General features: G+C 62.4%; 1 protein-coding gene. It reads right to left on the reverse strand.

Annotated features, from left to right (window positions below; translation table 11 throughout):
- Window positions 1-95: 95 nt before the first annotated feature.
- Window positions 96-26987, reverse strand: a complete 26892-nt coding sequence (locus CJ178_RS07330) for a non-ribosomal peptide synthase/polyketide synthase (RefSeq protein WP_441346841.1) — start codon at window positions 26985-26987, stop codon at window positions 96-98.
- Window positions 26988-26994: the final 7 nt, after the last annotated feature.

Consider the following 26994-nt stretch of genomic DNA (forward strand, 5'->3'; position numbering starts at 1 on the left):
ATTGCGGTGCCCGAAAACGGGATGGTCGCTCTTGTGTCATTCCCCCACAGTCCAATCCGAAAACATCACCCGATCAGTACCGTATGCACACGGGTTCAGGAATCAGCGGAAAGTGCGCGTGCCAGTGCCGGCCCGATGATGGTCATGGCCTGCGGTTCGATCATCTCGTTATGGGAACAGTCGACAGGTACCTCGTCGATCCTCCCGGTCACGAGCGGCTTCCATTCCTGCGGTGACCGCTCCCGAGTATCGCTGTCCCCATCACCTGTGGCCGGGAAGATGAGCAGGTTCCCGTCGTACACTTGCGGGACGAATTGATGACCGATCCGCTGCGAGTTCTCGTATCCCGCGGCAATCCGTTCGAGGTCTTTTCCGCGTATCCCGGTCTCGGTCCCGAGCGACTCGTCCAACAGTGCAGCGGCGTGTTCGAAAGTCATCTCACCTCCCGATTCGATCTCCAATCCGAGTCCGCGCAACAGATCTCGAACATCGAGTCCGCCCTGCGGTGCCACCTCACCGTTGTCGGGATAACTGTCCATGACAGCCAATGTGGCGACCTCACGACCCGACAATTGAAGTTCGACAGCCATGGCGTGTGCGATGACCCCGCCGAGCGACCAGCCGAGCAAATCGTACGGACCGTTGGGCGCGATGGCCTCGATCTCCTCTACATAGCGGTTCGCGAGTTGTTCGATCGACCGGTAGTCGCCGTCGTCGCTGATCGTCGGCAACTGCAACCCGTACACGGGCCGATCTGGCGGTAGGTACTGCACCAAACCCGCGTAACCCCAAGACAATCCGATTCCGGGATGCACGCAGAACAACGGCCTACCGCTCCCCTCGGCGCGTAGCGGAATCACCACGGCAAGTGCCTCTTCCAGGTCGCTGCTCGCTGTCGGGATATCGAGGCGCCTGGCGATCCCCGCCGGCGTGGGGTCGAGGAACATCCATTGAAGCGGAATCCTGCGATCCAATCGGGCATGCAGGGCGGTAACTATTCTGGTCGCGATGAGCGAATTGCCACCCAAGTCGAAGAAACTGTCGGCGGTACCCACCCGATCTACTCCGAGAACTTCGACGAAAGCGTCCACGACGGAATGTTCGGTTTTGGTGGTCGGCGCGTGATACTCCGCACCGATCGACCCGAATTCCGGTGCAGGCAAAGCTTTTCGATCGAGCTTACCCACCGGCGTCATCGGGATGCGATCGAGTACCACCACCGCAGACGGCACCATGTGCGACGGCAACCGCTCCCCGGTGAAGGCCCGTAGGTCTGCGGGCTCCACCTGGTGTCCGTCCACTGCTCGCACGTACGACGCGAGAACGGTGTCACCCGATGGAGCGGTATGACCGATGGTGGCGGCAAAGTCCACCGACGGATGACGCACGAGAACGGCATCGATTTCGCCGAGTTCGATACGGAACCCTCGAACCTTGACCTGGAAGTCGCTACGTCCGATGTACTCGAGCGTGTGGCCAACTCCATTTCCCGCCCCGGTGTTCGCCGACTCGCGCCACCGGACCACGTCTCCGGTTCGGTACATCCGGCGCCCCGGCTCACCGTACGGGCACGCGACAAACCGTTCCGAGGTGAGTACGGTTCGATTGTGGTAACCGCGCGCCATGCCGGGTCCGATGATGTACAACTCGCCGTGAACACCCAACGGGACGGGCTGCAGTCGCTCGTCGAGGACAAGGAAGCCGAAACCTAGCGCAGGCGCCCCGATGTTCACCCCTTCTCCTGGCCGCATCGGTGCGCTGACGCTGGCCTGAACTGTAGTTTCCGTCGGTCCGTACCCGTTGTGCAGGCTACGACCGGGCGCCCATTGCGCAACTACATCTGGCGGGCAGGCCTCCCCCACCAAATCGAGGACGTGCAGCGACTCGAAGCCGTTGTCACCCAATGCCGCCAGCGCGGTGGGCGTGATGGTGGCATGGGTGACCTCCTCGTCGCGAAGCAGGTCGGCCAATTCACTGCCGCCGAACACTGCGGGCGGAACGATCACCACACGCGCCGACGCACTGAAGGCCATCATCAACTCGAACACCGACGCGTCGAAGCTCGGAGAAGCCAATTGCGATACCCGCGAATCATGAGTGACGTCGAATCGTTCCCGCGTTTCAGCGGTAAGGTTCGCCAACCCGCGATGAGTGACGTTGACACCCTTCGGCTTTCCGGTCGAACCCGAGGTGTAGATGAGATAGGCCGGATGTTCGAGATGCAGTGGGCACGTCCGATCCCGGTCGGTGACCTCGTCCGCCGACTCCGCGGCCACACGCTCCGCAAAATCCGCGTCGTCGAGTACCAGCCAGGGAACCGTATCGGGTAGTCGACCTCGACTGCCCGCTACTGTGAGCCCGACCGAAGCACGGCAATCGGCGAGCATGTAGTCGATACGCTCGCGCGGGTATGCGGGATCGACAGGCACAAACGCCGCTCCTGCCTTTGTCACCGACCAGATCGACACGACGGATTCGATCGACCGCGGCATCCCCAATGCCACAAAGGTTTCCGGACCAACTCCACGCGCTCGCAAGACCCTGGCCACTCTGTTGGACCATTCGTCGAGTTCGCGATAACTGACGTGGCGACCTTCGTAGGTCAACGCCACCGAATCCGGGTCGAACGCCGCGGCGGTCGTGAGCAACTCGGGCCACAACTCAGGTTGCACTGCCGGCTCTCCGAGCGCCGGCACCATCATGCGACGATCCATCTCGCCCAGCAGCGGGATATCGCCGATCGGCAGGTCCGGGTTCTCGGTGACGGATTCCAGAATGCGCACGAACATGTCGGCAAACCCGGCAACGGTCTCCGTGTCGAAAAGGTCTGTGGCGAAGTCGACAGCACCGCTCATCCCCGTCGGCGCACCATCGTCGTCGAATTCCTCCGCCAGCAGGAATTCGAGGTCAACCTTGACTACGTCGAGCTCGGGGTCGAGTCCTCCGACTTCCAACTCCGGCAGTGTCAGCACCGGCCGATCGTTGTTCTGGAATTCGAGCGACACCGAGGCAATCGGTGCATACGCCGTCGACCTGCTCGGACCGATCGTGTCGACCACTCGCTCGAAGGGGACATCTGCATGGGCAAAGGCACCGAGATCAACTTCACGGCAATGCGCGGCCAGCGCGCGGAACGAGTGCGCAGGTTCGACTTTCGTTCGCAGAGCCAGCGTGCCGACAAACATGCCGATCAGGTCGTCGAGAGCGCGATCTCCCCGGCCGGCGATGGGCGTCCCGATCACCACGTCGTCAGTGCTGCCGAGACGCGCCAGCAGGATCGCGAGCGCAGCGTGCACAGTCATGAACTCGGTGGACTGATGCCGGCGCGACAGCTCCCGGATGCGGCGATGAAGGTCGCGTCCAACAGTGAAGTGCACACGAGCGCCGTGGAAGGTCTGCTGCGCCGGCCGGTCACGATCGAGCGGCAGTTCGAGAAGATCCGGGGTACCGGCCAGCGCATCGCGCCAATAGGCAAGCTGCTCTCCGATTATCGACTCCGGGTCGTCATCATCACCGAGTACCTCTCGTTGCCACAACGCGTAATCTGCGTACTGCACCGGCAACGGCGCCCAGTCCGGCGCGGCGCCGCTGGTGCGCGCCTGATACGCCGTCATCACGTCCCGAACAAGCGGGGACATCGAGAAACCGTCGGCCGAAATATGATGTACCACAACGGCCAGAACGTGTTCGATGTCGGTGAGCTCAAACAGGGCGACTCGCAACGGAATACGCGCGGTGACATCGAATCCCGCCGATACCAGACGGGCAAGCTCGTCATGCAGTTCGTGCTCGTCCGCAACGCGGTGAGGCAGCAGAGTCTCCACCGCATTCTCGGTCGGGAGTATCTGCTGGACGGGTGCAGCGCCGTGGATGGGGAACATCGTTCGCAGCGACTCGTGCCGGGCAACCAGATCGGACACCGCCGAATCCAGCGCCGCCACATCGAGTTTGCCGCTCAACCGGACCACGATCGGAATGTTGTATGCGGGAGAACTGGTGTCGAGCTGATTGACAAACCACATTCGCTGTTGAGCGAACGAGAGTGGAATGTCTCCCGGCCGGGTGCGTGCAGCAAGGGGCGCACGCCCGGATTCTGCGGTACCCAGTGGCTCAGTTGTGCGCAGTTGCTCGATGCGCGAGGCCAGACCGTCGACGGTCGACGCTTCGAAGAGATCCCGCACTCCGCTGTCGACGCCGAGACCTGTCCGGAGCCTGGCTGTGACCCGAGTTGCACTGAGCGAATTGCCGCCGAGTTCGAAGAAATCGTCGTCGGCACCTACCCGTTCGAGGCCGAGTACATCGGCAAAGACGTCCGCTACTGATTTCGCAACCAGCCCCGTCGGCTCTCGGAAGGGCCTGGTCCGCGACAGGGCGTCGGGGATGGGCAAGGCTGAACGGTCGAGCTTGCCTACTGCTGTCAGCGGAATCCGCTCCAGCACTGTGATCGAGGAGGGAACCATGTGCGAGGGCAAGCTCGCGGACAACGCCCGCATGAGAACCTCGCCGTCGAGCGCACCTCCAGCGGTCGGTACGACGTACGACGCGAGCAGGGTGTCGCCAGCTGAGCCACGGTGAGCGATCGTGGCCGAAAATCCGACCTGGGGCTGCGCCATGAGGGCACCGTCGATTTCACCAGGTTCGATGCGGAAACCACGAACCTTGACCTGGAAGTCACTGCGACCCACGTATTCGATGCGCTTCTCCGGAGTCCAGCGCACGATGTCCCCGGTGCGGTACATGCGCGCTCCCGGATCGGCGGGATTGGCAACAAAACGTTCGGCGCTCAGCCCTGGTCGCCGGTGATATCCACGCGCCAATCCGGCCCCGGCCAGGTAGAGCTCGCCTGGCACGCCCACTGGCACCGGTTGCAGCCGAGCGTCGAGTACGAGTTCACTCACGCCACGGATAGGTCCCCCGATGGTGATCGGGTCGCCAGGCACCATCGGTGCGCTGATGTTGGACATGATCGTCGTTTCGGTCGGCCCGTACGCGTTGTACAACCGTCGACCCGGCGCCCAGCGAGCGACCAGATCGGGCGGGCACGCCTCACCGCCGACCACGAGGTCCGAAAGATGTTCGAGCCCAGCCGGATCGAGGGATGCCAGCGCCGCGGTGGTGATAAAAGCGTGGCTGACGTCCTGCTCGGCCAACAGACGGGCGAGTTCCTCACCGCCGTAGACGTCTGGTGGCGCAATTACCATCGTCGCGCCGGCGCCGAACGCCTGCAGATATTCGAACAGCGACCCGTCGAAACTCGGCGTCGAGAAGTGCAAGGTTCGAGATCGGGGGCCCGCCGAGAACCTGTCGATCTGATCACGGGCGAAGTTGTCGAGACCGCGGTGCGTGACCACGACACCTTTGGGCAGGCCGGTGGACCCTGAGGTGTACACGACGTAGGCGGCGCTATCCATCCTGATCGGACGGATTCGGTCGTCATCGCTCACCGGCGCCCCGGAGTGTTCCTCGCATTCGCCCACGAAATCGGGGTGATCGAGAACCAGCCAGCGCGCGGTTCCCGGGAGACGATCGTGGTGATCGGTTGTGGTGACACCCAGGCTCACTCCCGAATCTGCGAGCATGTGGGAGATGCGCTCGTCCGGATAGTTCGGATCGATCGGCACAAACGCGGCACCGGTTTTTGCCACTGCCACTATCGACAGCACCGAATCGAGAGAGCGCGAAATCCTTACCGCCACCGCGTTCTCCGGTCCGACGCCACGCGAGATCAGCACTCGGGCAATTCGATTCGACCGCCGGTCCATCTCCTCGAAGCTCATGTCGCCGTCCTCCGAGACGACGGCGATCGCGTCCGGATCACGCGTGACGGCGTCGTCGAAGATCTCCGGCAAAGTGCGGATCGAACCGCCACTGGAGCCACGGACCGGCACCAGTTCGCTGCGCTCGCTGTCGGTCAACAACGATACGGCGGCCAGAGGTAGGTCTGGGCGAACACACGCGTCGAGCACCTGATGCAGGCGCCGCGCCATGGATTCGACTGCATCCGGACCGAAAACGTCGGGAAGGTACTCGAATTTGAGGTGCAACTTGGTGTCGACCGACGCGACCAGACTCAGCGGATAGTGAGCGGCGTCCTTGGCCTCTACACCGGTGACTCTCATTCCGGCGATATCGGTGTCGGTCGACAATCCTTCGCGGTCAACCGGATACGACTCGAACACGGTCAACGTATCGAATCCGATCTCCGGACCACCGACGTCCTGGATCTCCGCGAGTCCGAGGTAGTGATGATCCAACAACGCTGCCTGCTCAACCTGAACCCGATCGAGCAATTCACCCAGCGTCTCGTCGGTGCGCAGACTGATCCGAACGGGAAGTGTGTTGATGAACAGTCCGATCATCGTTTCGATGCCACCCAATTCGGGCGGCCGGCCCGACACTGTGGCACCGAACAGCACGTCGTCACGACCGGTCAGCGTGGCAAGAACGATCCCCCACGACACCTGCACCAACGTGTTGATCGTCAGTCCGCGCGAACGCGCAACATCGCGCAGACGCGTAGTCCCCTTTTCGCCGACATCGAACTCCCACTCCGCTGTCATGGTGGACAGCCGACGCGCCCGATCCACGGGAGCGAGGAGGGTTGGGCCGTCCACCCCGGAGAGAGCCAGGGCCCAGGCGTCTCGCGAGTCACCGTGATCGCGGCGACTCATCCACTCGAGGTAATCGCGGTATCCGCGGGTGCGTGGCAGTGCAGACGCGTCACTGTCGACGGCATACAACGTCAACAGTTCTCTGACCAGCAACGGCATCGACCAGCCGTCGAGCAGGATGTGATGGTTGGTGATCACCAGCGTGTACGTACTCGCTGTGATCTTGATCAGTGTGAACCGGATCAGCGGCGGTTGTGTCATGTCGAAGGGCGTCGACCTGTCCTGCGCCAGAACCTGTTCGAGGTTCTGCTCGCCACCGGCCGTGAGATCAACCTCGCGCCACGGAGGTGGCACATGGCGCCCAACGACCTGCACGGCCTGTCCGTCCACGTCGTGCAGAAAAGCGGTGCGAAGGTTGGCATGCCTGTCGAGCAGCGTGGCGGCGGCACGGTGCAACCGACCGGAATCCACGTCGCCTACAAGGTCGAGCGCTACTTGCACCAGGTAGGCGTCGACAGATTCGTGGTTGTGGGCTGACTCGAGATCCTGGGCGGACTCGTCTGCCAGTTCGGCATGGAAGAGGAGCCCCGATTGCAACGGTGATAGTGGCCAGACGTCTGCGAGGTCCGCGCAACGCCTTTCGAGGTCGTCAATCGCATCCTGTCGAAGGTCGACAAGATCGAAGTCGGACGGGGTGAACCCACCACTCGATGCCGCGTACGCACCGAGCGCAGCAAGCGCTTCCAACCACAGCCGGGTAAGTTGTTGTGCGTCTTCGCTGGTGAGCACGCCGGGAGGATACGTCCAGGTGGAGCTCAGCACCGTACCGTCGTCGGTCTCGATAGCCATCGCATTGATATCGACGACAACAGCCAGCGGCAGATCTGCAGTTGTCGCGTCGCGTAGTGCACCATCGTCAATCGGCGCCCAGCCCGCTGAACTGTCCATGCCGGCACTGCCTAGCCGTCCGTGGTAGTTGAAGCTGATCTGCGGATCGGGTAGCGGAGAAAGCTGACTGGCCGTTTCACTGTTCAGATATCGGAGCAACCCAAAACCGATGCCGCGCTCGGGAATTGCACGAAGCTGTTCCTTCACCGTCTTGATCGCATTGCCCATGGACGGACCGCCGGCATACGCGTCGTCTAGATCCACGCCGTTCAGATCGAGACGAACCGGGAAGATCGTCGTGAACCATCCGATAGTGCGGGCAAGATCTGCACCGGGTACGACGTGCTCTTCGCGGCCGTGACCTTCGAGATTGAGCAATGCGTCCGCATGTGCGATACCGCGGTCACGACGCCACCGGATCAATGCCAGGCTCAGCGCAGTCAACAATCCGTCGGCAACACTGCCGTGAAATGCCTGCGGCACCGCCACGAGCAGGCTCTCGGTCAACGCAATGGGCACTCGCACCTCGATATCCGCGACGCCGGCTCCGGTGTCCCGCGGTGTCAGTGCCCGTGTACCCAGCGCTGGATCGGGACCGCTGAGTGTCTGTCGCCAGAAGTCGAGTTCACCAGCGCGGTGCGGATCGTGGGCGGCGTCGACCAGTGCATGCGACCACCGGCGCATCGACGTTCCCACCGGCGCTGGGGCCGGCTCGACACCGGCCTGAAGATGAGCACACGCCAGGGCAAGGTCGGGGATCAATATTCGCCAGGACACGCCGTCCATCACCAGATGATGGATGGCAAACAACAAGCGGCCCTCTCGATCCGGACCGGCGTCGAGCCACACAATCTGCACCATGACACCCGACTCCGGGTCCAGCCGCCCTACAGCCGCATCAAGTTCCCTCGCTGTATCCGTCGCGCTGTTATCAGTGGCTGTCGGTACCCGCCGAACCACCGCGGATGCCTTCACCGAACCTTGGCCCATCACCTCTAGTGAATAGCCGTGCTCGGTGCGGTGTAGCCGGGACCGCAAAACGTCGTGCCGGTCCAGGACTACCTGCACGGCCGTCGTCAGAGTGTCTTCATCCGTGTTCCCCGGGACCGTGAAGAGTGCAGACTGCGAGTAGCGGCGGAAATCGCCGCCACGCTCGAACATCCACGCCGCGATCGGGGTCAACGCGATCTCGCCGACACCGCCGCCTGGCAGTTCGTCAAGAACAACTTCGTCGCCACTCGTACGCGCAGTCTGGGCCAGCGCCGCAACGGTTTTACGCTCGAACACGTCTCGCGGCGTGATCAGAACTCCGGCTGCCTTGGCACGGGTCACCAACTGGATCGACATGATGCTGTCGCCGCCCAAGGTGAAGAACGAATCGTCGACGCCTACTGTGCCTAGTCCCAGAACCTCGGCAAACAGGTCGACGAGAATGCGTTCGTTCTCGGAACCCGGAGCTCGACTCACCCGCACCTGTTGCCCGAAGTCTGGTTCCGGTAGAGCTTTTCGGTCGAGCTTCCCATTCCCGGTCAGGGGCAGTTGATCCAGGACCACGACAACCGACGGCACCATGTGAGATGCCAAACCCTCCGCGGCCTGATCGAGTAGCGCAACCGGGTCGATCACCGCGCCGGCTTCGGGCACAACGTAGCCCACCAACCGGTCACCGCGTGCCACCGCCGCAGCCTGCGCCACCCCAGCGCCGGCGAGCAAAGCCGACTCGACCTCGCCGAGTTCGATCCGGTAACCCTTCACCTGCACCTGTTGATCGTTGCGGCCGAGATACTCCAACTGGCCATGCGCATTCCATCGCGCCAGGTCGCCGGACCGGTACATACGCGCCCCAGGTGTGAAGGGGTCCGGCACAAATCGTGCCGACGTGAGTCCGAACCGACCGAGATATCCACGTGTGATTTGCGTGCCCGAGACGTACATCTCGCCGGCCACGCCCGGTGGTACCGGATGCAGCCGATCATCGAGCACGTAAACGCGGAGGCCGGGCAATGCCGGGCCGATCACCGATGCGGATACGTCGCGCACAAGGTCGTGATCCAGAGGTAGGTAGCTGACATGCACCGTCGTTTCCGTGATGCCGTACATGTTGACCAAAGTCGGGGCGGTGTCGCCGCGTCGCGAGTACCAGCGTTCCAACTGCGCGAAATCGAGGGCTTCCCCGCCGAAGATCACGTACCGCAACCACAAGTCGGGTTCGCCGGCCAGGCGGTCTGCCTGCGCCAGTTGGTAGAAGGCCGTCGGGGTCTGATTGAGCACGGTGACGCGTTCGCGCTGCAGGAGTTCGAGGAACGCCTCCGGTGAGCGGGCAGTGAAGTAGTCGACCAATACCAGGCGGCCACCGTGGGCAAGGGCACCCCACATTTCCCAGACCGAGAAATCGAACGCGGCGGAATGGAACATCGTCCATACATCATTTTCGCCGAATTTGTACAGCGCCTGGGTGTTTGCCAGCAATGTGACCACGTTGCGGTGCGCTACCTGCACGCCCTTCGGCCGTCCGGTAGAGCCCGACGTATAGATCACATACGCCACCGAATCGGGATGCAACGGACGCAGGCGGTCGGCATCCGTGACCGGAAGGGGCGAAAACTGTTGCAGCGCAGTCACAGTATCGTCGCTGTCCACCACGATCATGGGGACAATCGAAGACTCCAATGCGCCGCAGTCTTCGATTGTGGTGAGAGCGCAGGTCGGCGCGGCATCACTCAACAGGAATTCCAGTCGCTGCGCCGGAGAAGCCACGTCCACCGGGAGGTAGCCCGCACCCGCTTTCACCACAGCCAGCAGTGCCACAACAAGATCGACAGATCGCGTCATAGCCACGGCTACCAGAGTTTCCGCGCCGACTCCCCGCGCCACCAACAGCCTCGCGAGTCGGTTCGCCCGCCCGTCGAGTTCGCGGTACGTCACCGCATTGCCGTCGCAGCTCACCGCAACCGCATCACCCGCCGACGCCACCGACTGATCGAACAGATCCACCAGTGACATCGGTCCGACATCAACGCCCCGGCGGTTCGGGTCCAGGAGCACACGCTCGCGTTCTGTCGGCAGCAGTATGTCGATATCACCTACCGCAACCGAGGGGTCCTCGGCCACGGTTGCGATCACACGCTCAAATCGCTCTGCCATACGTTGAATCGATGCCTGATCGAAAACGTCACTTGCATAGCGGAACCCGGCGCTGATCCCGGCCGGCGACCCGTGCTCGTCGACCCGCTCGATGAGACTGAGTTGCAAGTCGAATTTTGCCACGTCCAGATCCACGTCGAGTTCGTGGACAGTCAACTCAGGTAGTTCGAGTCGCAGGTGGCTGGCGTTCTGGAATTCGATGACCACCTGAAACAGAGGCGTATGCGACGTAGACCGTTCTGGTGCAAGCTCGTCCACCAGCCTCTCGAAGGGGATATCCGCATGCCCGAACGCCCCGAGATCCACTGATCGCACCGCACTCAGCACGTCTGCAAAGGAAGATCCCGGCGACAACGGGGTTCGAAGCACCAGCGTATTGACGAACATCCCCACCACGTCGTCGAGCAATGCTTCACCCCGGCCTGCGACCGGCGTCCCCACCGCAACGTCACCCGAGCCCGACAACCGTGCCAACAGCGCTGCCAGCGCTGCGTGCATCACCATGAACAACGTCGAATTACTCTGGTGCGCAATCTCGACCAGTTCACGATGCACGCTGAGAGGAATGTCGAACGGGATCACGGAACCTTCGGTGGACCGCTGAATCGGCCTCGGGCGATCCAAGGGCAACGGCATGACCTCGGGGATGCCTGCCAACGCTGCGGTCCAGTATTCGAGCTGATCGGCGACCACCGACTCCGATTGTTGCTCCGTGCCCAGAACCTCCCGCTGCCATAGGCTGTAGTCGGCGTACTGCACGGACAACGGCGCCCACTGGGGCCTCTGGTCTTGCGCGCGAGCGGTGTACGCGAGCATGACATCCCGGGCAAGCGGTGTCATCGAGAATCCGTCAGCCGAGATGTGGTGAGCGACAATGGCAAGAACGTGCCGCTCGGGAGCCAGTCGCAGCAACTGCACTCGGATCGGAAGATCCGTGGTGACGTCGAATCCCGTGCCGATGAAGCCCTCGATCACATCGTGAAGTTCCTGATCGAGTGCGGGAATCGGACGAAGGTCCGGCGCGACATCCGAGGATTCGAGTATCAGCTGACGCGGTCCGTCCGCAGAACCCGGGAACACTGTACGCAAGGACTCATGCCGGTCCAGCACATCGCCCAGCGCCGCACGCAGAGCCTCCACATCCAGTGCGCCGTCCAACTTCAGGACAACCGGGATGTTGTAAGCCGACGAGGACGTGTCGAACTGGTTGACGAACCACATCCGGGCCTGAGCGAGAGACAACGGGATTCGATCGGGCCTCGCCCGCGCCGCCAGTGCGGGTTGGGTGAGTTCGGTTCGGGCAGTCGACTCGAGCCTGGCAGCAAGCGCGGAAACCACTGGTGTGTCGAACAACCCGGCCACGCCCAATTCGGTGTTCAACGCACTGTTGATCCGTCCCACTGCTCGGGTAGCACTGAGCGAATCGCCGCCGAGTGCAAAGAAACTGTCGTCGGCGCCGACGCGATCAACGCCGATCACGTCGGCAAATGCCTGCGCGACTACTTCCTGTGCCGGTGTGCTCGGCGCTCTATACACCACTGCGGCAAATTCCGGTTCCGGCAGGGCTTTTCGGTCCAGCTTGCCGTTCCCGGTCACCGGTAGTACCGCTAGCACCGTCACCACCGACGGCACCATGTACGCGGGTAGATCCTGTGCTGCCGCGTCGAGCACTTCTTGCTCGACCAGCGTTAGGCCCTGCGCGGCAACAACATAGGCAGCCAGGAAATCCCCGGCTTCGCCGTTTCGGAGAACCACTACCGCCTGCGCCAGCCCATCCTGGCGCGCCATTACTGCCTCGATTTCCCCCAATTCGATGCGCTGGCCCCGCAACTTCACCTGGAAATCACTGCGCCCGACGTACTCCAACTCACCCAAAGCAGCAACATTCCCCCTCACTCCGCTCGACCCCGCAATACCACTCCGCACCCACCGCACCAGATCCCCAGTCCGATACAACCGCTCACCGTTCGCCCCTAACGGATCCGCCACAAACCGATCCGCCGTCAAATCAGCCCGGCCCTGATACCCCCGAGCCAACTGCACACCACCGAGATACAACTCCCCCACAACACCCACCGGCACCGGATGCAAGCGCCCGTCCAGCACGTACACCGTGGTGTTCCACACGGGCGCACCGATGGGCACTTCTGTCGTGTCGAGTTCGCTGACCTCGTGGGATGTCACGTCCACCGACGCCTCTGTCGGACCGTACAAGTTGTGCAATTCCACATCACTGCACCGCAGCAGACGCGCCGCCGTCGATGCTGCCAGCGCCTCACCACTGGTAAACACCCGCCGCAGAGAGTCACAACCGCCGACATCTGCGCCGGCGAGAAACGCCTCCAACATCGACGGCACAAAATGCACCGTCGTCACCGACTCGTCGCGGATCACCCGGTCCAGATACACCGGATCACGATGCCCACCAGGTTCGGCGATCACCAGTCGAGCACCAACCTGCAACGGCCAGAACAACTCCCACACCGATACGTCGAACGTCATCGGCGTTTTCTGCAGTACTACGTCGTCACCGGCGAGCGGATACCGATCCTGCATCCACAGCAACCGATTCACCACACCCTCGTGTGGAACCACCACCCCCTTCGGTCGACCGGTGGAACCGGACGTGAACATCACATACGCCGGATGCTCCGGTCGCAGCGGCGCAATCCGCTCGCACTCGCGTACCGGATCCGGCGAATACTCCGATACGTCAACATGATCCAGCTCCACTACCGTCATGCCCCCGGGCAGCACAGCCCGCTCGGCAGCGGTGGAGAGCACAAGCACCGGATCAACCGCTCCCACCACATATGCGACGCGCTCCGCAGGTTGATCGGGGTCGATCGGAACGTACGCCCCGCCTGCCTTCCCCACGGCGTAGATTGCCACCAGCATCTCCAGCGACCGAGACACCGCAACACCCACCCGCGACTCCGGACCCACGCCTGCACCGATCAGCAGCCGCGCTAGTCGGTTCACGCGCGCATCGAACTCCGCGTACGTCAACACGGAGCCATCTATCACCACCGCACCAGCGTCCGGAGTGCGTGCCACCTGTGCGTCGATTAGATCCAGCAAGGTCGCAGCGGGCACGCGATGCTCCGTCGCATTCCACTCATCCAGCACCAACTCCCGCTCACCGTCGGCAAAGATGTCGACTTCAGCGACCGGTGTTGAGTCGTCGAGAGCAATCGTTTCGAGAATCCTCGTCAACCGATGGGCGTACAGGTGGACTGTCGCGGCGTCGAAGATCGATGGTTGATAGCGCAGGCTCAGACGCAACCGGGGTTCGAGGATCGAGAGCAGGGTCAGCGGGTAGTGCGTCGCGTCGCGAGCATCCAACCCCGTCACCCGCATACCGGCGATGTCCACGTCATCATCCAGCCCTGACGTGTCGACCGGGTACGACTCGAATACCGACAGCGTGTCGAACAGGTTGCCCACACCGACGCGGGCCTGAATCTCACCGAGCCCCACCTCGTGATGATCGAGAAGAGCGGCCTGCTCCTCCTGCATCCGAACCAGCAACTGTGCGCAGGTCTCGTCAGGATCTACCTGCATTCGCACGGGCAACGTGTTGATGAACAACCCCAGCATGTTTTCCACACCGGGCAGTTCCGGTGATCGCCCCGAGACAGTGGCGCCGAATACGATGTCGTCACGAGAGAGTAAGCGGGACAGTAGAACACCCCACGCAGCCTGAACCACTGTGTTCATCGTGACCCCGCTGCGCTGGGCCGTGGCAGTCAGGGCATCGAGCACCGAAGCGGGCAGGTCGATGTCGACCTCGGCCGGCACAGCCCGGTGCCCGCCAGACGCGGAAGGCGCCAGCAACGTCGGCTCGGTGACACCGCGCAGCGCACGTTCCCACGCCTGTGCTGACGCTTCGGAATCCCGATGTGCCAACCAGGTCAGATAATTGCGGTACGAAGCAGACTCCGGCAGATCCACCGGGGTTCCGTCGGCGGCGTACCGCGTCAGAAGCTCGCGCACCAGCAAGGGCATCGACCAACCGTCGAGGATGATGTGATGGTTTGTCACCGCAAGCACTGATCGATCGGGTGCAGTTCGCAGCAGAGTCAGACGCAGCAACGGAGGTGAGTCGAGATTGAACCGGGCACTGCGATCCGCGTCGAGGTAGCGTCGCAATTCCTCGTCGGCGGCCGATCCGTATCCGGTCAGATCCACCTCCTGCCACGGAATCTCCAGGTCGTCGACAACCACTTGAGCGGCAGCACCGTCGCTTCCGTAGACGAACGCGGTACGCAGATTCGGGTGACGGGCCACCAAACCTGCTGCAGCGGAACGCAGGCGCCCCGCATCGACGGAACCTTCCAACTCGATGCACAGCTGTGCGGTATACACGTCCACGGTTTCTGCGGCCACCGCGGCGTGAAAGAGCAACCCCTCCTGCAGCGGCGAGAGCGACCACACGTCGCGCACTGTGGGGAATCGCTCCTCCCAAGATTCGATCTGCTGCTGGCTCACCGACACGAGTGGAACATCGGACGGGGTGAGCCCACCCGCTCCCGGCAGTGACGTGTAAGCAGCGAGTCCTTCGAGGCCACGACGCCACAGTTCGGCAAACCCCGCGACTTCGTCCTCGTTGATCACACCTGCCGGGTAGGTGAACGTCGCGGTCAGATGCGGACCGTCCGGACCGTCCTCGACAGCAGCGTTGATGTCGATCACGGACGCGACCGGCATGGTGTGGTTCTGCGTCCCACCGAGCTCTCTGCTGCCCGCGACCGGTAGCCAGTCTTGCGTTCCGTCGGAGGTGCTCACTCGTCCCAGATAGTTGAAACTGACTTGAGGAGAACCATATTGGCTGAGCGACGCTCCCTCGACGCCGAGGTATCGCAGCATTCCGTAGCCGATGCCGTGATCCGGGATCGCACGCAACTGCTCCTTGACGGCTTTGACCGACTGCCCGGCCGCACGACCACCGGCCAGCGCATCGTCGACATCGATCCCGGCGAGATCCAGCCGCACCGGATACACGGTGGTGAACCATCCGACGGTGCGGGAAAGCTCCGCGCCGGGGACTGCATTTTCCTCGCGGCCGTGTCCCTCGAGTGTGATCAGCGCGTCTGCCGCAACAGTGCCCTCTTGACGCGCAGAGCCCTGTTGACGCCGCCAACTGACGAGAGCCAGCGCCGCGGCGGCAAGCAACCCGTCGCCAACGCTTCCGTGAACAGCCGTCGGCAATGTGGTGAGCAGACTACGTGTAACGGCGGGCGGCACGTCGACGGTGACGGTGCCAACACTCGCTTCGACGTCGATAGTGGGATCGAGTGGACGCGACCCGATCAACGGATCGGGGCCGTCCAGGATACTCGTCCACAGGTCGATTTCACTGCTGCGGTCGAGTTCGCGCAGGCCATGAGACCAGCGTCGCATCGACGTACCCACGGGGGCGAGAGAAGGCGTTTCACCGGCCTGGACTTGTCCCACTGCCGACGCAAGATCCGCGACGAGGATGCGCCACGAGACGCCGTCTACCGCGAGGTGATGAATCACCACAAGGAGTCGGCCGTTGGCATTCGGGGCGTCGAACCAGACAATGCGCAGCAGGCCGCCGGTGGCCGGATCCAAAAGGTCGGCAGCGGCCTCGAGTTCCGCGGCGGCCAAGGCGGCAAAATCATCCCCGTCAACCGTGTCGACGAGCACCCGACCGATCACCGTGTCCGCCGTGATCGAACCTGGCGGCAGCACCTCCATGCCAGGTCTTGCCATGTCCCGGTGTGCACTGTTGTCCACGATCAGACGCGCCCGAAGCATGTCGTGGTGGTCAAGCACTTCCTGGACTGCGAGAGCAAGAACGTTCTGCGTGAGGCCGGCTGGCGCTGCCAGCAGCAAGGCTTGAGAGAATCGGTCGAGTTTGCCGCCACTGCGTTCGAGCATCCACGACGCGACCGGGGTAACGGGCAGGAAACCGACACCGCCACCGGGCAACTCGTCGAGGGCATCCGCGTCGTCACCGTCGAATCGCGCCGATTCAGCAAGCGCTGCAACGGTTCTGTGATCAAAAACATCTCGGGGACTCAGGATCACACCGGCAGCCTTTGCGCGGGCTACCAATTGGATGGACATGATGCTGTCCCCGCCGAGCGCGAAGAAAGAATCGTGGACGCCCACCGATTCCAGTCCGAGTACCTCGCTGAACAGTCCGGCAAGCAACGCCTCGGTCTCGGTTCGCGGTGGTCGATCCGGTGTCACCGCGGCCGAGAAGTCAGGCTCCGGCAGCGCCGCGCGGTCAAGTTTCCCGTGAACCGTGAGGGGAAGAGATCCGAGTATCACCAGCGTCGCCGGGACCATGTACGACGCCAGTCGCCCAGCGGCGACGTCGAGAACTTCTTTCGAGTCGATTATCGCGCCAGGTTCGGGCACCACGTAACCGATCAACCGGTCGCCGCTGCCGTCACCGTTCCATACGTCGGTAACGGCCTGAGCCACGTCCTCATGCGCAGTGAGCGCCGATTCGACTTCGCCGAGTTCGATGCGGAAACCACGAATCTTCACTTGTGAATCAGTGCGCCCGAGGTAATCCAATTGCCCATCTGACGACCACCGCACCCGATCGCCGGTGCGGTACATGCGCGTACCGCCCGGGCCGAAGGGGTCGGCCACAAAACGTTCGGCGCTCAGGCGGAACCGCCCGTGATAACCACGTGCAAGAGCCGGACCGGCAAGATACAACTCGCCGGCAACACCCACCGGTACCGGCTGAAGCCGCGTATCGAGCACAACTTCAGTGAAACCGCGCGTGGGGGCACCGATGGTGACCGGGTCCGAGGGTGCAAGGGGCGCACTGATACTCGATACTACTGTCGTCTCGGTCGGTCCGTAGGCGTTGAACATCCGCCGACCCGGCGCCCATCGTGCCACCAGTTCGGGCGGGCAAGCCTCCCCACCCGTCACCACGCATTCGAGCGAAGACAGACCTGCCGGTTCAACCGACGCCAGTGCCACCGGAGTGACAAAACAATGCGTGACCCGCTCGGATTCGAGCAGTTCCGCCAAAGCGGTTCCGCCGTACACGGACGGCGGCGCAATCACCATCATGGCGCCGGCACCGGTCGCCAACAACAATTCGAGGATCGATGCGTCAAAGCTGGGCGACGCAAAGTGCAGTGTCCGCGACTGCGTTGCGGTTCCGAATGTTTCGCGCTCCTGAACGGCAAAGCTGTGCAGACCGCGGTGTGTCGTAACGACGCCCTTGGGTGTGCCGGTCGACCCGGAGGTATAGATCAAGTACGCCGGATTATCGATCCGAATCGTCGATGTTCGCTCCTCATCGCTGATCCCCGACGACGGGTAGGACGACAGTCGTTCGTCGAAGCCCGGTTCATCCAGTACCAACCAGGGCACGACAGCGGGAAGGGTGGCGTGGTGCGCCGCCCCGGTCACGCCCCACACTGCACCGGAGTCGGTGAGCATGTATTCGATTCGCGCAGAGGGATGATGTGGATCGACGGGAAGGAACGCCGCACCCGTCTTGGCCACCGCCCACAGCGCCAGAATGGACTCGACGGATCGCGGCACGCATAGTGCAACTATGTTCTCGGGTCCGATACCGTACTCGATCAGCATGCGGGCCAATTGGTTCGAGCGTTTGTCGAGTTCGTGGTACTTGACCTCACGCGCGTCGTAGATCAGCGCAACAGCGTTCGGATCGTGAGCGGTTGCGGCTGCCAACAGATCCGGCAGCGTGTGCGGGTCCACTCCCTCCTTACCTCGAACCGGGGTCAGGTCGTCACGTTCACCAACGTCGAGGATATCGATATCTCCGACCCTTGCAGATGGATCAGCGGTGACACTGACGAGGATTCGCTGCAGCCGCCGCGCAAACGTCAAGGCAGAATCACTGTCGAAAAGGTCTGTGGCATAACCGAACTTTGCATCCATGCCGGCTGGGTTACCGTCGGCGTCCACGCGTTCCGACACTGTCAATTGCAGATCGAAATTGGTGGTGTCGATCTCGACATCGACACTGTTGACCTGCAGATCGGGAAGTTCCAAGGTCGGACGCTCGATGTCCTGGAACTCCAGCATGACCTGGAAGAGCGGAGAATGCGCGGTCGACCGTGAGGGATTCACCACTTCCACAACGCGTTCGAACGGAACTTCCGCATGCGTGAATGCACCCAGATCAGCTTCCCGGACGGTGTGGAGCAATTCGGCGAATGTCGCGCCCGTGTCGATCGTGGTGCGCAGGACAAGCGTGTTGACGAACATGCCCACGACGTCGTCGAGCTCCCTCTCACCACGACCCGCGATCGGTGTGCCGACGGCGATATCGTCGGAATCAGTCAACCGCGCCAACATTGCCGCCAACACCGCGTGCACAACCATGAACACCGTGACGTTGTATTCCCGCGACAGCGCCACCACGCCCGCATGAACCTCGGGATCTATCGAAAACGGGACGTGTCCGCCGCGAAGCGAACGAACAGCGGGACGCGGATTGGCGGTGGGAATCTCCAACACCTCGGGCAGGTCAGAGAGCGTGTTGCTCCAATACGCCAGCTGCGTCGACATCAGCGACTGCTCATCGGATTCCGAACCCAGCCACTCGCGTTGCCACAACGTGTAGTCGGCGTACTGAACCTCGAGTGGTGCCCAGTCCGGTGCCGAACCCAGCACACGTGACGAATACGCGCCCATGACATCTCGGGCCAGCGGCGCCATCGAGAAACCGTCGGCAGCAATGTGGTGCACCACAACTGCCAGGACATGAGAAGCCGCCTTTCCTTCGAGCCGGAACAGAGCGGCACGCAGCGGGACCTGCTCTGTCACGTCGAAGCCTTCGGCCAGCACCTGCACGCACTTCTCGCGAAGCTCTGCGTCACCGGACACTGCGATGGGATCAAGGTCAGGCACTGCACTCGCAGTAGGCACGACCACTTGGTGTGGGCCGTCATCGGTGAGCGGAAAGATTGTGCGCACTGCCTCATGTCGTTCGACGACGTCACCAAAAGCTGCCTGCAGCGCACTGATATCGAGCGCGCCGTCCAACCCCAACGCAAACGCGACGTTGTACGCCGACGACGACGTGTCGAACTGATTGACAAACCACATCCGCTGTTGCGCCAGCGACAGTGGGACTCCCGCAGTACCACCCCGCGGCTTCAGCGGCGGTCTGGATTCCACACCGTCATTCGACTGCGCCAATGCCGCCAAATCCGCGACGGTCGGAGCGTCGAATACGTCCCGCACTCCGATCCTGTCCCCGACCACGGCATTGATCCTCGCGACCAACCTCGTGGCGATCAGCGAGTTCCCGCCGAGGTCGAAGAAATTGTCGCGCGTACCTACTTTCGCGACTCCGAGTAGATCCGCAAATACAGTGGCGACAATGTCCTCGATCGGATTGCGCGGTGCAAGATATCCGGCAGCACCGGATTCGAAATCTGTTTCCGGCAGCGCTTTCCGCTCCAACTTTCCATTTGCCGTCACCGGCAACTCGTCCATCACCACCAGCACTGACGGCACCATGAACCCCGGAAGCTCGGCGGCGGCCCGCTCCAAGATCACTCGCTCGTCAACTGTCGCCCCTGGCTGGGGAACCACAAACCCGGCGAGATAATCGCCCGCGACCCCCGACCGCCGTGCCACTACCGCCTGCGCTACCCCGTCGTACCGGGCCAGCGTTGCCTCGACCTCTCCGAGTTCTACCCGCTGACCACGCAGCTTGACCTGGAAATCACTACGTCCGACGTACTCCAACTCACCCAAAGCAGCAACATTCCCCCTCACTCCGCTCGACCCCGCAATACCACGCCGCACCCACCGAACCAGATCCCCAGTCCGATACAACCGCTCACCGTTCGCCCCGAACGGATCCGCCACAAACCGATCCGCCGTCAAATCAGCCCGCCCCAAATACCCCCGAGCCAACTGCACACCACCGAGATACAACTCCCCCACAACACCCACCGGCACCGGATGCAAGCGCCCGTCCAGCACGTACACCGTGGTGTTCCACACCGGCGCACCGATGGGCACTACTGTCGTGTCGACATCGCTGACCTCATGGGACGTCACATCCACCGACGCCTCCGTCGGACCGTACAAGTTGTGTAGCCCGGCACCGGGAATCAACTCACGCATCCGCCGCGCAGTCCCCGGCGGCAGCGCCTCACCCGATACAAACACTCGCCGGATACCTGAACACCGCGCCGCCGACGCCTCGGCAACAAACACCTCCAACATTGATGGCACAAAATGCACCACTGTCACCGACTGGTCGACAATCACGCCCACAAGATATGCCGGATCACGATGCCCACCCGGTTCTGCGATGACCAACCGCGCACCAACCTGCAACGGCCACAGCAACTCCCACACCGAGACGTCGAACGTCGCCGGCGTTTTCTGTAGCACCACGTCACTGGCGTCCAAAGGGTAGCGATCCTGCATCCACAGCAGGCGGTTGACTACTCCCGCGTGCGGAACCACAACACCTTTCGGCCGACCCGTCGATCCCGACGTGAACATGACATACGCCGCATGTTCCGGCCGCAGTGGAGTCAGCCGGTCACAATCTGTCACCGGTGAACTCGAAAACTCACTCACATCAACATGATCCAACTCGACGAAGAAAACACCGGCGGGCAATACCGAACCTTCACCCGAAGTTGTCAGCACCACCACGGGATCCGCGGCGCCCACCACAAACCCCACCCGGTCCGGTGGCTGGCCCGGATCGATCGCGACATACGCCCCACCTGCTTCGAGCACGGCATACACCGCTACCAACAACTCCACCGAACGAGAAATAGCGACACCCACTCGCGATTCCGGACCAACACCCACCGAAATCAGGAATCGGGCCAGCCGATTCACGCGCTCACCGAACTCCCGATACGACAGCACCGTTCCGTCGAACACAACAGCTGGCGCATTCGGTGTCCGTAACACCTGCCCATCGAACAGATCAGCCAACGTCACCGACGGAATCGGTCGATCCGTCTCGTTCCACACCCCCACAACCACGTCGCGCTCACGCGAATCGACCACGTCTACATCACCGACAGGGGTGTTCGAATCCGCTACTACAGCGCTCAGAATTCGAACGAACTGCTCCCCGAAGCCTGCGACCGTGTCCCGATCGAAGATGTCCGACGCATACGTGAACGACGCCGCAAAGCCTGCTGCCGACCCCATGTCGTCACGGCGTTCCGCAAGCGTCAACTGCAGATCGAATTTTGCGACGCCGGAATCGACCGGTACGACGTCCACTGTGAGGCCCGGGAGTTCCAGGTGGGGCGCGACCGTGTTCTGGAACTCCAGCAAGATCTGGAAGAGCGGTGATTGCGACGTCGAGCGTTCCGGCGCCAATGCTTCGACGACACTCTCGAAGGGCACCTCCGTGTGGCCGAACGCCGCCAAATCCACCTCACGGACGCCGGCCAGTACTTGTTCGAAGGTCGCGGCAGAATGTACGGCCGTCCGCAGCACCAGTGTGTTGACGAACATCCCGACCAGGTCGTCGAGTGCCTCCTCACCACGACCTCCTGTCGGTGTCCCGATTGCTATGTCTGCCGATGCGCTCAGCCGCGCCGACATCACCGCAAGCACAGCATGCATCACCATGAACACTGTGGCGTTGTGCCGGCGCGCAAGTTCGAGGACTTCACTGTGCAATTCCGCGGGAACCGAGAACTCGACGGTCTCACCGCGCAGCGATCGCTGCGCCGGCCGCGGCCGATCCAGCGGTAAGTCGATAGCGGCGGGGACGCCGGCCAGCGTCGACTTCCAGTACCCCAATTGTGCGGACATGACGCTACCCGGATCTTCGTCGAGGCCGAGAACGCCCTGTTGCCACAGGCTGTAGTCCGCATACTGCACCGGTAACGGCAGCCAATTCGGATCCTGCCTCGCCGCGCGCGCCGCGTATGCCGCCGTGAGGTCGCGGGCGAGCGGCGCCAGTGACGCACCGTCCGCCGAAATGTGGTGTACCACAAGAACCAGGACATGCTCATCGGGACTGATCCGAAACAACGCACTGCGAACGGGCACATCGGCACTCACGTCGAAACCCCGACCGGCAAGTTCGGAAATCCGCGCATCCAACGTGGAGCGCGTGACGGCGACAAGCGGAATCAACTCCGGGATCACCTGCGCCGGCGGAACAATAACTTGAAGAGGACCGTCCACCGACGCCGGATACATGGTGCGGAGCGACTCGTGGCGGTTGATCACGTCTGTCATTGCGGCCCGGAGCGCATCTACATCCAACGTTCCTGCCAGCCGCACCACCATCGGAATGTTGTACGCGGCCGACGATACGTCGAACTGATTGACGAACCACATACGTTGTTGCGCAAGCGAAACAGGGACTCTGCTGGGACGAGGTTGCGCGTTCAGATTCGGACGGCCGGAGCGAGCGGCGGTCCGCGCACCGCGAATTTCCACCGCCAGCGCGTCAACGGTGGGAGCCTCGAACAGACTCCGTACACCAAGGTCGACCCCCTCGGCCGCGTTGACCCGAGCGATCAGCCTTGTTGCCACAAGGGAGTTTCCGCCGAGATCAAAGAAGCTGTCGCCCAGTCCAATCCGTTCAACCCCGAGGACATCGGAGAAGATCTGTGCAACAACCTGCTCCAGCGGGTCGAGCGGAGCACGGAACTCGCCGGCGCCGCGCAGAAATTGTGGCGCTGGCAACGCCGCACGATCAAGCTTCCCCACCGGCGTCATCGGCAACTCGTCGCGCAACACGATCGCCGCCGGCACCATATACGTGGGCAGATGTTCCCCCACGTATTCCGTCAGGTCGGCGGGCGACAGCACCTGCCCGTCGGCAGGCACAACATACGAGACGAGCACCGTATCGCCTGACGGCGCGGTTCGTGCCACGGTTACAGCAGTCCGCACCCGCGGATGAGCTAGCAGAAGAGTATCGATTTCACCCAGTTCGATGCGGAACCCGCGGACCTTCACCTGGAAGTCGCTGCGCCCGACGTATTCGAGCGTGCCGCCGCGGCGGCGCACCACATCTCCAGTCCGGTACATCCGGTCACCAGGATGGCCAAAGGGGCTGGCCACAAACCGTTCTGTGGTCAATGCCGGTTTTCCGTGATACCCGCGAGCGAGGGCCTCACCGGAAATATAGAGCTCACCGGCAACACCGTCCGGGACGGGATTCAACCTCGAATCGAGGACAACTTCGACGCACCCGCGAAGCGGGCCACCCAGTGTGATCGGTCCCGCCGGCGACATCGGCGTACTGATATTCGCCATGATTGTCGCCTCGGTCGGCCCGTAGGCATTGCACAACCTGCGACCAGGAGACCACCGCTGCACCAGCTCCGGCGGGCATGCCTCACCGCCGAACACAACATCCTGAAAGTCGGGAAGGCCGTCGGCGGGTGTTGATCCGAGTGCGGCGGTGGTGATGAATCCGTGGGTGACCCGTTCGGTTTTCAGGAAGCGGGCCAACTCCTCGCCGCCGTAGATCGTGCGCGGAGCGATCACCATTGTGGCTGCGGCCCCGAACGCCTGAAGATACTCGAAGATCGACGCGTCGAAGCTCGGGGTCGAGAAATGCAGCGTTCGAGAGTTCGGTGTAGCACCGAACCGTGAAAGTTGCTCAGCAGCAAAGCCGTCCAGTCCAGTGTGGGTGACCGACACGCCTTTCGGTCGCCCCGTGGAACCCGAGGTGTAGACCACGTACGCCGGATTCTCGCGGCGAAGTGGTCGCGCTCGCTCGGCGTCGGTGACTGCCGAAATCGGCATCGCCGCGCAATGATCGCGAAAGGTGTTGTCATCGAGAGTCATCCACGGAATCGAATTCGGCAATGACGATTGCTCAGCGGAAACTGTCAACCCCACGACAGCGCCGGAGTCCATCAGCATGTGTTGAATTCGTTCAGTCGGATACGTCGGATCCACGGGAACAAATGCCGCACCGGACTTTGCCACGGCGAGCATGGCCAGGATCGACTCCACCGAGCGTGTCATACCCAGCGCCACACGATCTTCCGATCCGATGCCGCGGGCAGCCAACACGCGCGCCAACTGGTTCGAACGTTCGTCGAGTTCTCGATAGGTTACCGAGGCGCCCTGATACGACAGCGCGATACCGTCGGGATGCGCCCGCGCCGCCGCATCGAACAACTCCGGCAGGGTGCGCTGCGAACGTCCCGGCGCGGCCTGGACCGGAAGGAGCGCTCCCCGTTCGTCCTCGGAGAGAATGCCTATGTCACCGACTACCGTCTCAGGGTCGGCGGTGACCGCCTCCAGAATTGTTCGGTATCGAATTCCGAGACGAGTCACAGTGTCGGCATCGAACAGATCGGTGGCAAACCCCAGCGTCACATTGATGCCGGACGGTGCGGCGTCGTCGCTGAACGTTTCTTCCGCAGATACCCGAAGGTCGAATCGGCCGATACCGTTGCCAGTCTCCTCCGCGGCAGTGCCGGTCTCGAGGCCGGTCTCGAGGCCGCGCCCGAGGCCGCTCTCGAACAACACTTGAACAACAGGCGAATACGCAGGGGATTCACTGACCTCCAGCTCCCCCACCAACCGATCAAACGGTATATCGGCGCGCTCGAACGCTTCCGCGTCGACCTCGACAAACTGGCCCAACAGTCGCGAGAAGGACTTATCCGGTGCCACCTGGTTGCGCAACACGACGATGTTCGATCCTGCCGACACCGGCGTCCCGACCGCTACATCGAGCGCACCGGACAGGCGGCTCGTCAAGAGCGCGAACCCAGCGTGCAGCACCTCGAACATTGTGGTGTTGTGTTCCTGAGCCAGCGCGATCAGGTGCTGATGTGTCTCAGCGCTGATCCGAACGTCAACCCGATCGCCGTTCAACGACTGCGCCGCGGGTCGAATTCGGTCGGACGGGAGACTCAGCAATTCGGGCATCCCCGCGAACTGGTTCTTCCAGTACTCGAGTTGCTCGGCCTCACGGCGCAATTTCACGCCAGTGCGGAAGGAGCGGTCGTGAATGGTCGCAAGCCGCACATCCGGAGCCGCCGCGATCAGTTCTTCCAGCAGTTCGACGAACTGCCCGTGATGCGTACGCAACACCGAATCCGCGTACCTGTTCGGATTCGCCCGGAAGTCGACGAACAGTTGATCCGCGCTCGGATACACGTTGACCAGGAGATCTTCCACCGGTCCCGAGGTGACGATGTGGTATTCACCCACCATCGCGCCGAGCTGAACTTCTTGTCGGAACATCATGACGTTGACCATCGGCCCGGCCAATGCGTCGTCACTGCTCACACCATTTGTACTGACACCATTTGTACTGACACCGATGTCGCGGCGAATGTCTTCGAGACTGCAGCGCTGATGGCGTAGTGCGCCCATCAACTCACGCTGAACCCGGGACACGAGTTCGGCGACGGTACCCCCTTCGTCGACCGAGATGGACAGCGGCGCAACATTGACCATCATGCCGCCGGACTCGCGCAGTACCGCCGTCGTCCGGCCTGACATCGGAACTTGCACCAGGACAGTGCTTTTCGCAGTGAGACGTGCCAAATAACAGGCCAGCGCTCCGATGATCGTAGCCGCCTGACCTTCGGATTCCAGGAGTTCGGCAGACGATTCCCTGGACAGCACAGCGCTCTGGAGTTTGCTCGCAGCGACTGCCGGTTCGTGCCCGGCCGCCAGGGCTGAACCGGTACCGCCTGAGTTCCTCTCCGCCCAGTACTCGCGATCGGCGGCAAACCGATCCGACGACCGGTAGCGACTGTCGATGTCGTACAGCTTGCGTAGTGGCGCAGCGCGATTCGGATCCGGTTCGCCTCCGGAGACTGCTGCCGAATATCGGTGCGCAATACGATTCATCAGCGTCATCGCACCAAATCCGTCGAGTGCGACATGATGAATTCGGCTGTACCACAAATAGTGCAGCTCACCCACGCAGAGCACCGAGGTCTCGACCAGTCGATCAATTCCGAGATCAAGAGTGGTCTGATAATCCCGCTGCATCCACTCGTGTGCAGCGACCATCGGATCGTCGTAGTCACGGAAATCGATGAGCTCGACCGGGATCTCCATCGAGTTGTCCACGTACTGCATCGGCTGGCCGTCGACCTCGAGCACTTTGAGCAAGGGCGACTGAAACTCCCGTGCGACCGTCCGGGTTTCCCTGCGCAGCAGGTCGACATCGAGAACTCCACGCAACTCGACGTAGTGCGCTATCGAAATCGGCACCTTCGGCTCGAGTTGCTGCGCAAACCAGGTCGCACGCTGCGCGGCGGAGAGAGGAAACAGCTCTACGTCCGAAACTCGAGTGGGCTGTTGCCTGACATCGAAGCGTTTCACAATAGTGCCACCCTGTTGGGTCTCCGCAGCCGCCGAATGCGTAGCCACGTCCGTA

It is taken from the genome of Rhodococcus sp. ACPA4, from assembly GCF_002300185.1.
GTDB classification, from domain to species: Bacteria; Actinomycetota; Actinomycetes; order Mycobacteriales; family Mycobacteriaceae; genus Rhodococcus_F; species Rhodococcus_F globerula.